General features: G+C 46.3%; 10 protein-coding genes. 6 read left to right on the forward strand and 4 right to left on the reverse strand.

The annotated features are described in order from the left end of the window. Positions 1–72 precede the first annotated feature (72 nt). The gene (locus GK108_RS15960) at positions 73–1,548 is read left to right on the forward strand and encodes an ATP-binding protein (protein ID WP_163950340.1); all 1,476 of its coding nucleotides are present in this window, start codon (positions 73–75) and stop codon (positions 1,546–1,548) included. A gap of 8 nt (positions 1,549–1,556) precedes the next feature. Then, positions 1,557–2,240 carry a response regulator transcription factor gene (locus GK108_RS15965; RefSeq protein ID WP_163950342.1) on the forward strand — a complete coding sequence of 228 codons (684 nt, stop codon included), beginning with the start codon at positions 1,557–1,559 and terminating at the stop codon, positions 2,238–2,240. 648 nt (positions 2,241–2,888) lie between these two features. Here GK108_RS15965 and GK108_RS15970 read toward each other — a convergent pair. Then, on the reverse strand, positions 2,889–3,074 hold the full coding sequence (locus GK108_RS15970; RefSeq protein WP_163950347.1) for a hypothetical protein: 186 nt from the start codon (positions 3,072–3,074) through the stop codon (positions 2,889–2,891). Between the two features lie 569 nt (positions 3,075–3,643). Here GK108_RS15970 and GK108_RS15975 point away from each other — a divergent pair. Then, a complete protein-coding gene (locus tag GK108_RS15975) occupies positions 3,644–7,609 on the forward strand; it encodes a hybrid sensor histidine kinase/response regulator transcription factor (RefSeq protein WP_163950351.1) in 3,966 nt (1,321 codons plus the stop codon). Between the two features lie 343 nt (positions 7,610–7,952). Next, positions 7,953–8,537, forward strand: a complete 585-nt coding sequence (locus tag GK108_RS15980; RefSeq protein WP_163950354.1) for an RNA polymerase sigma factor — start codon at positions 7,953–7,955, stop codon at positions 8,535–8,537. A 69-nt stretch (positions 8,538–8,606) separates the two neighbouring features. Here GK108_RS15980 and GK108_RS15985 read toward each other — a convergent pair whose 3' ends face one another. Continuing rightward, a complete protein-coding gene (locus GK108_RS15985; RefSeq protein ID WP_163950357.1) occupies positions 8,607–9,893 on the reverse strand; it encodes a DUF1501 domain-containing protein in 1,287 nt (428 codons plus the stop codon). A gap of 64 nt (positions 9,894–9,957) precedes the next feature. After that, positions 9,958–11,556: a DUF1800 domain-containing protein gene (locus tag GK108_RS15990; protein ID WP_163950360.1), complete on the reverse strand. Its 1,599-nt coding sequence runs from the start codon at positions 11,554–11,556 to the stop codon at positions 9,958–9,960. Positions 11,557–11,815: 259 nt separating this feature from the next. On the opposite strand from GK108_RS15990, the gene GK108_RS15995 reads away from it, so the two are divergent. Then, a complete protein-coding gene (locus GK108_RS15995) occupies positions 11,816–12,211 on the forward strand; it encodes a T9SS type A sorting domain-containing protein (protein ID WP_163950363.1) in 396 nt (131 codons plus the stop codon). Positions 12,212–12,306: 95 nt separating this feature from the next. Here GK108_RS15995 and GK108_RS16000 read toward each other — a convergent pair whose 3' ends face one another. Then, complete coding sequence (locus tag GK108_RS16000) at positions 12,307–13,374, reverse strand: PLP-dependent cysteine synthase family protein (protein WP_163950367.1); 1,068 nt, start codon at positions 13,372–13,374, stop codon at positions 12,307–12,309. Between the two features lie 269 nt (positions 13,375–13,643). Here GK108_RS16000 and GK108_RS16005 point away from each other — a divergent pair, with 269 nt between their 5' ends. Beyond that, positions 13,644–14,891 carry a TolC family protein gene (locus GK108_RS16005; RefSeq protein ID WP_246224922.1) on the forward strand — a complete coding sequence of 416 codons (1,248 nt, stop codon included), beginning with the start codon at positions 13,644–13,646 and terminating at the stop codon, positions 14,889–14,891.

The following is a 14,891-nucleotide window of genomic DNA, read 5'->3' on the forward strand; positions in this document are numbered from 1 at the left end:
AACGTACTGCTATTTAGTGTTAAACAGTGTTAACGACAACGTAACGAGCGGTCGTTCGGCGTAGCTTTGTCTATGAATCGACGTATCCGCTCCATTTTCTGGTTGATGACGATCTGCATCATTGCCATTAATGCCTTTCAGGGATACTGGCTATGGAAAACCTACCAGATTAACCGTCAGCAATTTGCCTCCACGGTTCAGTCGGCTTTGTTTCAATCATTGGAAGATCAGCAGGTTGGCGATGCGAAACGATTGTTTATCCGAAAACAGAAGGCCGACTCATCGTCACGGATGGTTATCCATCGGTTCGATTCGATGGGGAGTCGCCATGTGCGCGTTTTCGTTAATAATCGTTCCGATAGCATTAGTCGCATCCGAATTGAGTCGGAACAGCCTAAACGCATCGTAGTTACGTATGATACCCAGAAACGTACCACAGGCGCAAACCCACTCCCTGCCGATTCGATAGCCAAACGAATTTCCAGCCTTGTTTTGCTCGACTGGACGGACCGTAAACGGGTTAACTTAGCCAAACTAAAAGCGGCTTACCGATCTGAGCTTATCCGGCGCGATATAGACGCTACGTTTCAGCTGGATACCCTAACTAGTAAGCCCCAAAACAGTCTGGGCAATTTTGTCTTTTATCGTAATGGTGATCAGCTGACAACTGATGATATTATCCAGACATCACCCGTGCCTATCAACCCCATCCAGAACTTGTTTGTACAGGCCACTTTCGCAGCTCCAGAACTTTATCTGTTACGTCAGATGGGATGGCTGCTCGGTGGATCACTGTTGCTACTGATTCTAACAACAGGTTGTTTTTTGTTCATGCTGTCGACCATTATGCGGCAGAAAAAGCTGTCAGAGGTTAAAAGCGATTTTATCAATAATATGACGCATGAGCTAAAAACGCCCATTGCTACCGTAACAGCCGCCGTAGAAGCATTGCAGAATTTTGGAGCCCTGAACGATCCGCAACGAACCCAAACGTATCTGGCTATCTCGCAAACCAACCTGCAACGCTTATCGGATCTGGTCGAAAAAGTATTGAATCTGGCGGTCGAAGAAAAACGGGAATTAGTGCTACATCCCGAACCAGTGCATTTGGCAGACGTAACCAATGAACTGATCACCAATCACCGACTAAAAGCCACGAAACCCGTCATTTTCGACACGTCGATTTCACAGGATGCGATTGTCGTTGTCGACCGGGTTCATTTTGGAAATGCACTTAACAACCTGATCGATAATGCGATCAAGTATTCCCGCGACAAAGTAACAATTCAGCTCTCGTTTCGGGGAAATATAGACAACTGGCAACTAACCGTCAGCGATAATGGCCTTGGCGTTCCCAAAGCTTATCAGTCGGCTATTTTCGACCGCTTTTTTCGTGTTCCAACTGGCAATCTCCATCCGGTTAAGGGATTTGGACTTGGCTTAGCGTACGTCCGACAAGTTGTTGAGCGGCATGGCGGCACCATTACCGTTCAGAGTGAACCCGGAAAAGGCAGCGAATTTACAGTACACCTTATCCGGCGCGATTAATTTACGATATGCCCACTGTTCTACTCATCGAAGACGAAGCCGCTCTAGGCATGATTGTCCGCGACAGTCTGGAAGTACGCGGTTTTAGTGTTCGCTACGCGACTAATGGCGAAGATGGTCTACGCTTGTTTCGGGAAGAACGCCCTGACATTGTTGTAGCCGACGTAATGATGCCCGAAATGGACGGTTTTTCGCTGGTCGAACACATTCGAAAAGACGACGCCGACACGCCGGTGATTTTTCTGACGGCTCGTTCGCAGACGGCCGATGTTGTGCGCGGTTTTGAATTGGGCGGAAATGATTACGTAAAAAAACCATTCAGCCTCGACGAATTGATTGTTCGCATCAATGCCCTCCTCCGACGTAACGTAGCCATCCGACCAGCGCCTGTCTCATCGGAGCAGTTATCAATTGGCCGGTATCGATTCGATCCACCCAAACAAAAACTACTCATCGACCAGCGGGAAGTTTTATTGTCGTATCGGGAAGCCGAACTACTCCGGCGACTATATGAACAACGGAATCAGGTTCTCGAACGTGCAAGTGTGTTAATAGAGATCTGGGGCGATGATTCCTTTTTTAATGGACGTAGTCTGGACGTATTTATTACCCGACTCCGTAGACACTTACGTGATGACCCCCAGATTCAGATTATAAATGTTCGGGGCATTGGCTACAAACTAATCGTTTAAGTCCGTCGGTGTTCTCCCCTACGATTCGATATCCTGCTATTCGCCTATTTTCTTTCTGAGTATGAAACGCCAGCTCATCTGTTAGCGTATGGGCTAGCATAGGACTATCCGGCGAACTCAGAGACGACGTATATCCGCTATTGTTTAAGTAGAGTGTGGTACTAAAACGTCGGGTCGTTTTGAATCCGACGTTTCTTTTGTGTTCAATTAAACCAGAATTTACGGCTTGTTACGCAACCATTGCGCCTTGTTTTGCGTACTGGCCAATACCATGACGCGATCATCAGGATACGTCATTGGGTAAATGTAAGTAGTTGACAAACGCCTGGTCTGTAATGAGCCAGGCGTTTGTTTGCCAGCAAGGTTGTTAAATTCAAATTAAAAAGCAGCGTTTTAACAAACAACTTACCCCACTAAAACGTCTTATACACAAGACAATTTGGTAAGGCAGAAAACGCCCGGACGTAGGAGCTGGGCGTTTTTTGTTTGATAAGCAACGTAAGGCGGCTTAGTTGCGTATCCGATAAAGATTGTAGGCACGTACAGTTTAGTTGCCTAACTATTGTGTGGATATATCAATAAACGCCGGGCCGTATGTGTTCGGCGTTTTTCAGTTTATAAAAACCGAATCGTCTTCCGAACCATTACTTACGGCCGTTTATAATGATGTTTATCCGTAACCGACTGGTTATTTTGGGGCTTAACCGTATCTGTTAACGCATCAGCCACCAGTCGTGCTCGCTCCAGTTCTTTGTTATCAACATAACCCGACTCGGCGAGTTCTATATAGCGTTTAGCAATATCAAGACGTATGCTGTCGAACTGATCAGTCATAATGATACAGTTATACAATGTATAAAGGCGATATCAGCAATTCAGGTTATTTGCACAAACGTACATCCACCAACTCTACCAAGCCAATCTATTTAGTCAAAGTTAATGACAATTACTTTAACAGCATATTTATTGCGAAGAAATTAATTTTTCAAATTAATTATAGGACTTAACCAGCCCATGGCCATACAAAATGCTGTCTAAGCGATATCAACTGCTACATTGTGCTTTTTTACCGATAGAATTAGTCCCCTATAAATACGATGAACAACATCTGGCCCATCTTTTGAGACCTTATCTATTTTCAGCATCAATTGACTTTCAGCCTAAACAATCCTATCTGAAAAGTTAGCTAAGTAATCAGTTTTTGCAAAACATTAAAATTCTTAATACATCTGTTTGTTTTTTTGTATATACTAACAAAAAAACTATCTTACCAGTCAGCCATTACTAGTTCGCTAACCCTCTTGCCTTTACCCATTGACTATTAGAAAGTTATTTCTGAGTATTAACGTAGCGGCTTGCTAAACGTATTCATGCGATCGGGATTTATCCATTATCGGTACGTTATGTTACTTGTGCTTCTATTAACGACTCTGTTCGTTAGTTCACTTTTAGCGCAGGTGTCGACGTCCACGTTACCTCAACCAGAATCGATTACGTATCGCCAGGGGTTACCACAAGCGTTCGTCCCTTCTATTATACAGGATCGGCAAGGTTTTATCTGGATGACTACCCGCGATGGGTTATGTCGGTATGATGGGGTAAATTTTAAGGTTTTCCAACCCAATTCAGATGGAAAACCAGGCTTAAGCTCATCAAGTCTTTTTGGAATAGAACTGGACCGCCACGGCAAAATATGGATTTTCAGTGACGAGAACGATGTCGATATACTCGATCCGGTGACGGAGAAATTCACGAATATTTCGCGCCAACCTTTCTACAGAAAGCATTTTGGCCGCGAAGTCATCAGCACGTTCTTTGTAGATAAGCAGGACCGCTTATGGCTCAGCTTTCTGTCAAACAAGGTCGTTTGCATAGAACCCAGAACCAATCACATCCACCATTATAACCGTCCACCCGTTCCTGGATACCTTCCTACTTTTGATAGCTTCCTACAGGACGCCCAGGGCACTGTCTGGATGTCCAACAAAACGGGGCTCTATCGATTAGATCAGTCTCAGGATCGCTTTATCAGCTACGCCCTGCCAGACAACGATATCCGGGGAATGCACCTGCGCCCAAACAACCAGCTTTTCCTGGTATCGCCACGATCGGTTATGCTTCTCCAGCCCACAACAGGTCAACTATCCCGTATTCCACTACCGGCAAATGTCAACGTAACAGACCTCTGGCACCATACCCAAATTACGGCTGATAGTAAGGAAAATGTCTATTTTAATATTTACAATCAACTCTTTCGCTTCAATGAAAACAAGCGATTCGATTTACTGACCGAGCTGGATGCCAAGACCGAATTTCGTGGTTTGTTTGTAGACAAGTCAGACGTGTTATGGGCCGGAACCCACCGCATTGGCCTTCTGAAATACAACCTAAACGTAAATTCGTTTAAAGCTGGTTCTTACCGTACCGGGTTTTATCAGGATTTATTCGTACAGAATCTGGGCTTTCCGGCCAGTCCGATTTATAAAATCGCTAAAAACGAATCGCCTTATTTCTTTCGCTATACCTTCGACAAGGCGGGGAAACTGTGGTTCAACATGGGCAATAACCACATTTACCAGGCTGACCTGTCCACAAAACAACTTACCGAGATACCCTTTCCAATTGAACTATCGCTCCGTCATTTATGGAACGACCCGGTAACGTCGATGGCCACCGATCCGTCAGGACATATATGGGTGCTAACCGATTCATTAGCTGTATGGTATGAAAATGGTCAGTGGAACCCCTTCCCCCATCCTATCCGAACGCCAACTCAGCACAATAACGTATCGCAGGCAACACGTATAACGCAGGGAATGGATGGCCCAATGCTCCAGTTAGTCGTTGACGAACAATCGCTCTGGATAGCGTCAAAAACGAATGGTCTTTATCAGGTAGATCGAAAAAATGGCCAGATCAGACAATACAGGCATCAACCTTCAGATCTGACCTCACTCAGCAGCAATCAATTGTTCTGCCTGGCTTCCGACCCTGTTGACAAGAGTATTTTGTGGATCGGAACATTTGGAAACGGTCTTTGTCGGTTTAATAAACGTACCGGAAAGTCAAGGCGCTTCACCAAGCAGGACGGCCTTCCCAACAATGTAATTTATGCCGCCATACCTGACCAGCAGCATTTTTTATGGATCGCAACGAATCAGGGCATTTGTCGTCTGAATCGCCAAACCTTCCAAACCCGCACCTACACCCATGAAGATGGGCTTTGGGAAGACGAATTCAACCGATTCCATTTTCTCCACCTCCCCGATGATCAGATCATTATGGGCGGGCTAGGGGGAATTACCTCATTCTATCCCCGGCAGCTCCGCGACGACAACTATCAAACGCCTGTGCAGATAACGGGTATCGAAGTAAATAATCAGCCCCTCAAACGTAGCGCGCAGTCAGACTCGTTGCCTGTTCAGAGTATTCAGACGCTCGAACTACCGTACAATCAGAACTTTTTAACAATCAACTTTGCCGCTCTGCAATATAACAGCCAACCTAAGCTTCGTTACCGTTACCAGTTAGTGGGCCTTAACAACAACTGGGTTGAAACACCCAGACCAGTTGCCGAATATACCGATTTACGCTGGGGAACCTATAGTCTCCGGCTCAATGCATCAAACACATCGGGGATATGGAGTAAGCATATTCGGGTACTCACGCTTATTATTCATCCTCCCTGGTGGGCAACATGGTGGGCTATTCTCCTGTACGTATTAGCGTTTATCGGTATCGTTTACGGCATAATACGTACCTACTTAACGGGACAGGAGGCTAAGCAACTCCGGGAAATTGATGCACTTAAAGCACGCTTTTTCACGAACATAGCTCATGAGTTCAGAACGCCCCTAACGCTAATTCTAGCCCCTACCGAGAACCTGCGTAATCGGTTAAAAACCCCCGAAGATCATCGTCAGCTTGACCTGATCAATCAGCATGCGAACCAGTTGCTAGGACTCGTTAATCAGTTGATGGACCTGGCCAAAGCCGAGGCACACGTCTTGAAAGTCAATGAAGTGCAGGGCGACCTGGTTGAGTTTTTAACTCGGCTAGTCCATTCCTTCGAACCACAGGCAGTGGCCAAAGGAATCCAGCTAACCCTACGTACCGACAATATCACCAGTCAATATTGGTTTGATACCGATAAGCTCGAACGTATCGTTTCAAACCTGATTGCCAATGCGCTAAAATTCACACCCATGGGTGGTAAAGTTTCGGTTGAGCTATCACTCATTAACAGACTGGGGTTCAATAGATTTCCAGACACAATAGCTCCTCAGTCCTCTCTCTTACAGTTATCGATAGCCGATAATGGTATTGGTGTTCCCCCTGAGCAGCTTCCTCACATTTTTGATCGATTCTACCGTGGCGACAGTTCAGGTGTAGAGTATCAGGAAGGTACCGGCATTGGCTTAGCGCTCGTAAAAGAACTGGTTGAAATACAGGCCGGTACCATTACCGCTACCAGCAAAGTAAGTATAGGAACTACTTTCACACTTACGTTGCCCTATCGTCCGGCAGAGGCCCTTCCCGACTTTCCTCCCAAACCGGCCCCACTTCCCCAACATCCGCTGCAGCAGCCCACAAACGACTCCGTTGCCGAAGAAACAGCTGTGGTACTACTTGTCGAAGACAATGCCGCTTTAAGTGACTTTATCGCTGATACTTTTCCAGCAAATTACCAAATTCACCGGGCAGCAAACGGAGCAGAGGGCCTGGAAAAAGCGTCGCAGCTAATCCCGGATTTAATTATTAGTGATGTGTATATGCCCGTTATGGATGGTTATACCCTTTGCAGCCGATTAAAAAAGGACACACGTACGAGTCATATTCCTATAATTCTGTTGACTGCTAAGTCGTCAATTGATAGTAGGCTGGAAGGATTATCGCTGGGCGCCGACGATTATATTGCCAAGCCTTTTCATATACAGGAACTTCAGCTTCGGGTTCGCAATTTACTGGAACAGCGTCGGCAGTTGAGGGAACGTATTGTGTCTAGTTTAGCTAACCCTGCTACGCCTACTGATAGCATTACTATTGCTACCGATCCCTTGCTGGATAAACTTTCCCAATTGATTGAACAGCATTTGGACGTAGCGTCTTTCGGCGCTGAAGAACTCGTGTTGGAAAGTGGTTTGAGCCGAATGAATTTACACCGAAAACTCAAAGCGCTAACGGGTGAATCGACGGGTGAGTTTATCCGGAATTATCGCCTTAAACGAGCCGCTCAGTTACTACGTCAGGGCTACTCCGTTTCAGAAACGGCCTACCTTGTTGGCTTTGAAGACCCCTCCTACTTTGCGCGTTCTTTTAGAAAAACGTACCAGATGACACCGTCATCCTATTCAAATATGTACAAATAATTTAATATACACAATAAAAAATATACTATACTTAATAGAGCTACAGTCACTTTATTTTTATGCAATTGGTACGCCAGTACCTGTTTTTGATATAAAAATACCAGATATAATTGGTACAATGAACGGACATTTGTAACCCATGATTAACTTAAAATGACAAACTAACAATGCAAGTGTATTCCGTAACTCGTAGACAAAATTCTCTTTTTCTTCAATTATTAGATCAACCCCTGAAAACGTTTATAGACCTCCGGTTGATGGCTAATGACAGGCCTATCTGATAAGCGATTCGTTTGCAGCATTGCTGTATCTACCCACCTAATTTTTAAGCCGTTTACTCACCATGGAAAAGTTATCCGTACTTGATAGACCTAACACACACCCATTGCCCAGCATTGAACCAATTGATAGCTTCGACAATATCTACAAACGATACGTAGGGAAAGTATATCAAAAGTGTTTGGCAATGATACATGATCCTGAAGTAGCCAAAGATTTCACTCAGGATATCTTTATAAAAGTCTTCGTTAAACTAAACACATTTGAGAATCGTTCTGCTTTTTCAACCTGGCTGTACGCTATATCCCATAACTATTGCATCGATTATTTACGGGCTACGAAACGTACTGAGTCATTAACAGAAGCCATAGTAACTGAAGTTAGCGAGCAGGATCAAACAGAAACCCCGGCCACCAGCCAATGGCAAGCGCTTAGCTTATTTATGAACAACCTCCCCGACGAAGAGGTAGCGATGCTACGTATGAAATATGAGGAAGGTTTGTCCGTAAAACTCATTAGCCAATTATATAATTTATCAGAAAGCTCGGTTAAGATGCGCCTGAAACGAAGCCGCGACAAATTACGGCTCTTATGCCTAACCGCTATATCTGACAAAGAGAAACACTTTCGAAACACTTTGTTATCATAAACTATCACCCACCGGAATACTGTCCCTACCTGCCGAGCAGGTAGGGATATTTTTTAGCCGATTTTATGGCTAAACCATTGGCAACAATGGATAGGCCCCCATCAATACGCGTTGCACATCAGTTTCCGGCAAATTGAGCCATTGCTGCAATACGGTCGCATAAACCGATCTGAAATCGTGCTGCATGGCGATGTTATCATTCACCGTGGCATTGGCAGGCAATGCAGGATTGGTGCCAACGATCGCAGCTTTCACCGCGTTTCCAAAATAAACCACGGGAGCAGCTACACCATGATCGGTCCCCCCACTGGCGTTGGATTTAATACGTCGCCCAAATTCGGAAAATGTCATGCCCAGTACTCGATCTGCTACGTTCAGCCCTTTAAGATCGTCCATAAAGGCCCCTATTCCTTCCGAAACCCGACGTAGTAGCTGAGCGTGCGTTCCTGTTGTCGTATCATCTGCTTCGGCTTGCCGGGCATGCGTATCGAAACTGCCGGTGCTAACTAAGTAAACTTTTGTCCGTAGTCCCCCAGCTATTAAGCGGGCCACAATCTTAAGCTGGTCAGCCAGCTGATTTTTACCGGGCGATGGGTACTTATCCGACTGCCTGGTAACGGCCAGGGCGGCTTTTTTGATCACACTGGCATATTGATCCGTCTTCTGTGATACTTCCTCAAGATAAGCCAGTTGCTGCCCCCAACGCGAATCGTTCGTTACGTCGGTTTTATCTTCCACCAGATTATAAAAGTTTGTTGGATTGCTGATGGCAACACCCATAGTAAAAGCCGGCCCCTGAAAAGCCGATGCCACCACCGAGCCTACCTGAATGGCCAATGGGTCAGGCATGGTTTCATTTGGGTATTTATTGGGGAATCCCGGAAATATATCGTTCAGATACCGACCAGCCCAGCCTGTGTTGAGGATCTTGTCGGAGTCGGAGCCAGTCATCCAGATATCAGTGGCCCGGAAATGCGAGAAATTAGGTTTCGGATAACTCACCGCCTGAATAATGCCCGCCTTTCCCTCGTTAAAGAGCTGCTGAATGTCACTAAGAGCCGGATGCAGACCAGCCGAACCGTTCCCGTTTATTGGTAGCAACTTGTTTTGGGGAATGGCAATGTTTGCCCGGGCGGCCTGATAAGCACCATACTGATCGATGGGAACAACGGTATTTAAGCCATCATTTCCCCCATTCAACTGAATCAGGACCAATACCCGGTCGTTCGCTAACTCATGTCCAGCAGCAGGCATCAGCGATGTCTGTGCCATTGCTTTCAGCGAAAATCCGTTCAAAAACTCAGGAATGATAACACCGGCCACCGCGGCATTCCTAATGAATTCTCTACGTTTCATAAGCGACAACGATGCTTGTGTGAATAATAAGTAGATGATCAATACTAGGCTCAATGCTTTCCAGCTAAGCCAACTGATACTGGGGTAGGTTCATAAGGTATTTATATAAGCTTTTCAGCTTCTTCTGCACGTTATTACGGTTAGCGGCATCATCCGGTCTGGCCGTCAGATTCGTCCAGGCTTGCGTCCAGTAATGATCCGACATGGTATCCTGCAACCCCGACAATAAGATGCTGCTTTTTATATATTGCTTATCCTTATCGGGCAACTCGATCATATAAAGCCGCTGAACAGCATCGTCAATGAGCGCAACCGGATCAGCCGGATTGGGTAAAGCCTGCGTGTAGGCCATCACATCGATCAGTAGCTTATTACCGTTCCGATTGATATTTCCGTTGATCATACCATCGGAAAATACATTGCGTTTGGGTAAGGTATCTGAATTGACCCATATTCTATCGAACATAGGTGCCTGATAATAAGCTGGCCATCCCGCCACATTAGGTGGATCGCCAATATCCTGCTGCATATCGGCCGTCCTATTTTGAACAGCCTGCCACAACCCATACTGGTCGACATAGTTTGCTGTTTGTGGAAACGAAACGCCAAACTCCCGACAGAGCCCAATCGTATAGTCCAGCGGACTCTTTATCATGGCTCCTCGATTGGCTGCGTCAAAAAAATGCTGACTCCCAAACAATTCCCGCAAAACGGGCTTGATTTCGTACTTATTGGCCCGAAATACCTCAGCTAGAGGTCCTATCACCGTAGCCTCGGTCGCATCATCGATCTGGTGATAGACAAAAAACCGATACAACTTCCGACAGATAAATCGAGCCACTTCATCCTGGGCAAAGATCATCGTCAATAGATCGTCCAACTCCTGCTCACCCTCTGGACCTCGACGGCCCTTTATCGTAGTGTTGCCGTAAAACTCCGAAAATGTTTTATCGGAACTATCGTGACGGCCCGGATCGAAAAGGCTCACAAACGTAGTGGTGTCATTCCGAAAGCCGGTTAATACTTTAGCCGCTGCCTTCACGTCGGCCTCCGTGTAGTGAGAACCAGGCCCTTTTCCCACCGTAAACAACTCCTGAAGCTCACGGCCATAGTTTTCGTCGGGTGCTTTTTTATTACTGGCTGTTCCGTTCAGATACTTCAACATGGCCGGGTCTTTGGTAACAGCTTTTACGAGTTCCTTAAAATTTCCGAGCGCGTACTGACGTAACAGGATATTGTGCCGGTAACACATCAGCGCATTATCGATCATGTTGGTCTGAGTAGCAAAATGATTATGCCAGAATATGACCATTTTTTCTCGGAGGGTTCGATTCTGATTGACCATTAACCCAATCCACCACGATTTAAATGAATTCTTCCGACGATAGTTGTTCATACCATCATAGTTAATCGAGGTTGTCCAGGTTTCGCCGGGCAAAATTTCGTCGTCGGTGAATTTGTCGTCGTTATAGTTATTAATGGGAGGAGCAGGTGCAGGCTCGTCGGCCAGCAGCGTGCCCAAAGCCTTTCGAAGACTGAGTGTCTGGACATACGCTACGTCCTCTGGCTTAGCGCCAAACATGGTACGTTTTAGCAGATGCTTTACATCCTCAACAGTCCACTTTCCGCGAAAGGGCTCCAGTCGTTTTGTAGGCTCCATCATCTTTATAACCTTACTTCGGTAGGCAACTTAGTAGATACAGACCTATAGTTAAACAGTGAATTCGGGCAAATAGCGCGTTTTTAATTAAAGTTTAACTGTCCCATTGGCTCAATCAGCAGCCTTTCTTGCCACTCATCCTGTCATACAACCACTGCAGTAGTTTGCATTACATAGTACCATCCACAGCCTATATCTTTGTTTCACCAATCGGAAATAATCCGGCTGGAAACAAAACAGAAACAGACAAAACAACATAGCCATGAAAACCTCCATCAAATCTCTGCTTTTCGCCCTTTCTCTGAGCGCTGTTACATCATTTGCTGCTTTTGCTGACGTAAAACCCGAACGTCCAGCCCAGGTGGCCGCTTTTAAATCCAGTGTTTTCCCAACCATCGATGGCAAGCTGAGAATTTCGCTCGACAAAGAAATAGGTGGTCCAGTTGATATTCGCTTGAAGAACGACGAAGGCGCGGTCGTATATAATCACCACCTCGACAAAAAAGATACCCAATATCGTACGAGACTCAATTTGAGCGAGCTGCCCGATGGTACGTATCAGGTAGAAATTACGAATGGTACCGAAATCAGTACGCAGTCAATCACAATCTCGACTAAAAAACCAACAACGCCTACTCGCCTTGTTGCTCTCAATTAACGGTTTGCACAGAGTATGTAAAAATCCCCACAAGCCTTGCTTGTGGGGATTTTTCTTTTGCCTGCAGATAGAAAAGAAGTAAATCCGTTAACCGCTCAAAATACGCCTGGCCTTCCTACTAGTAAACGGCTGATGGGCCGATAATCGACAAAATCAATATCGGGCGCTACGTAGCCTGGTTTTACCGGTTCTTCTTTTACCAGATCCGTACTTAGGTATTTCTTATTGCTATCACACAGAATGGTAACCACTTTGGCAGCCGGCCCTAATTCCCGCTGAAGATTGATCGCTCCAACCAGATTGGCACCCGATGAAATACCAACGGCAACGCCCAGTTGCATGGCCAATTTCTGCGCTACTAGAATTGAATCCCCATCGCTAGCCTGAACTACTTTGTCCAGCTCTTCCAGTTTGAGTATATCAGGAATAAATTCATCGAAAAAACCCTGAATCCGATGCGTCCCCGTTTTATAACCAACTGATAACGTTGGCGATTCGGCAGGCTCCAACGGATGAACCCGAATGTCTGGCTTCCGTGATTTTAAATAACGGCCAACGCCCATCACCGTTCCGCCCGTTCCGACACCAGCCACAAACGCATCGGGTGTTACATCAACGCCCTGCATCTGAAGCCATATTTCTTTGCCGGTAGTCAACCGGTGGGCCTCCGCATTATATTGATTGGCGAATTGCCGGGGCAGAAAAACGTGCGGATCAGCAGCCGACATTTCTTCTGACCGACGGATGGCACCCAAAAAGCCACCTTCTTCTTTCGTAAACAAAATTATATCGGCCCCCAGACTACGTATAATATCGATACGTTCCTGACTGATTCCGGCGGGCATTATAATCGTTACGGGATGTCCAAGCGCCCGCCCAACAGCCGAGAAGGCAATTCCCGAGCTACCACTGGTTGCTTCAACAATACGGTCCCCCGGCTGAATATTCCCCTGACGATACGCCTGATGGAGCACATGTAAGGCCATTCGGTCCTTCATACTACCCGTCAGGTTGTAATGTTCACATTTGACATAGATTGATCTGGGTTGCCCCCGATCGGTATAAAACAGTTCGAGCATAGGCGTGTTGCCAACAAGATGCCAGAGATGCTCAAATTTTTCCTGAACAGGTGCAGTAAGCGCGGTGTCGATGGCTGAATTCATACGAGACAATATACGGGGCCGTTATCTTTTTTAGCTACGAACAAACAAAGTAATCTGATCGAGCTCGAAATTGCGATAGAGCCGATAGTAGATAACTATTATTCTTCCATAAGAGATACTTAATTAAGGAATTTTACAAATCTAGAGTAAGTATATTTAACACGTTTTTAATTGATCAGCTGGCCATATTCCTTTCTATGCGTTGTTACTTTGCCGGGTAATAATAGGATCGAATGTTGTTCAACAAACTCACGTGCTACCTATTCAGCATGAGCTTACTGAGTCTGACCGCTTCAGCTCAGCCAACAATTACCTTACGACAGGCTCTCCAACAAGTGCGAACAAACAGTCCTGTTCTGCGGATCGAGCGCCTGAACGTTAATGCTGCTCAAGCCGATCAGGTAACGGCCAATCTGCGCCCTAACCCATCACTGAATAACCAGACGCTCATCCAGCTAACGCCTACCCCAGGTGCCGAAGCCGTAGGTCCTTTCAGCCGACAGCGACGTCAGTTCTGGATACAAGCAACTAAGGAGTTCGATATTCACAATAAGCGGCAGTATCGCAATCAATTTGCCGAAGCCAATACCAACCTGGCGGTTCAGAACGTAGCAGAAACAGAACGAAACCTGCTCTTCGATGCGGCTAACCGTTATCTGGATGCCTGGTATGCGCGCGTTCAGCTAAACCTGTTGCAACGAGCCAAGGCGAACGTCGATACGTTGGTAAAACTCAATCAGGTTCGACTGAAGAATCTGGTTATCAGCACAACCGACCTGACGCGGACTCAGCTTATTTCGGATCAGTACGACATTCAGACCCGCACTGCCCGGCAGGATCTCGCCAATCGATTGAATGAATTGCGATTAGCGCTGGGAACGACCGACAGTATCAATGTAGCCATGAATGATTCCGTCGTTAGTCCGTCGGTAGTGAACCCGCTGGGACATCTGCCCAACGTAACAGTAAGCGAAGATAGTCTACTCCAGTTAGCGGCCACCTCTCGTACCGATGTCAAAGTAGCCGCAGCCAGTCTGGAAGCGGCCCGACGTAACGTCGATCTACAGCAGGTACTGGCCAAACCACGTAACGAAGCCGGTTTTATCTGGAACCCACAGAATGCTATTCCTTATGCCGGTATTTTCCTGACGATAGAACTACCGGTGTATAGTAGAAATCAGGGGGAAATTCAAAAATCCAGGGTACTCCAGGAACAAACCGGCCAGGCAGCGGCCCTTGTTCAGGCCCGTATCCGATCTGAAGTCGAAACCGCGTATCAGTCGTTCATCACCAGTCGCCGGAATATTGACCGATATAGCGGCATTCGGCGGGATGCCGATCAGGTACTAGCCTCTGTGCGGTATGCCTATCTGCGTGGAGCCACTACGCTGATCGATCTGCTTCAGGCCGAAAGCTCCTGGTTCGATACCCAAACTGCTTACTATCAAACACTTTATACGTACCGTCAGAACTACGTTCGTTTGCTCTACGTAACGGGCGAGATCAATTCCTATTAA

The sequence above is a fragment of the Spirosoma terrae genome (assembly GCF_010435915.1).
Classification (GTDB): domain Bacteria; phylum Bacteroidota; class Bacteroidia; order Cytophagales; family Spirosomataceae; genus Spirosoma; species Spirosoma terrae.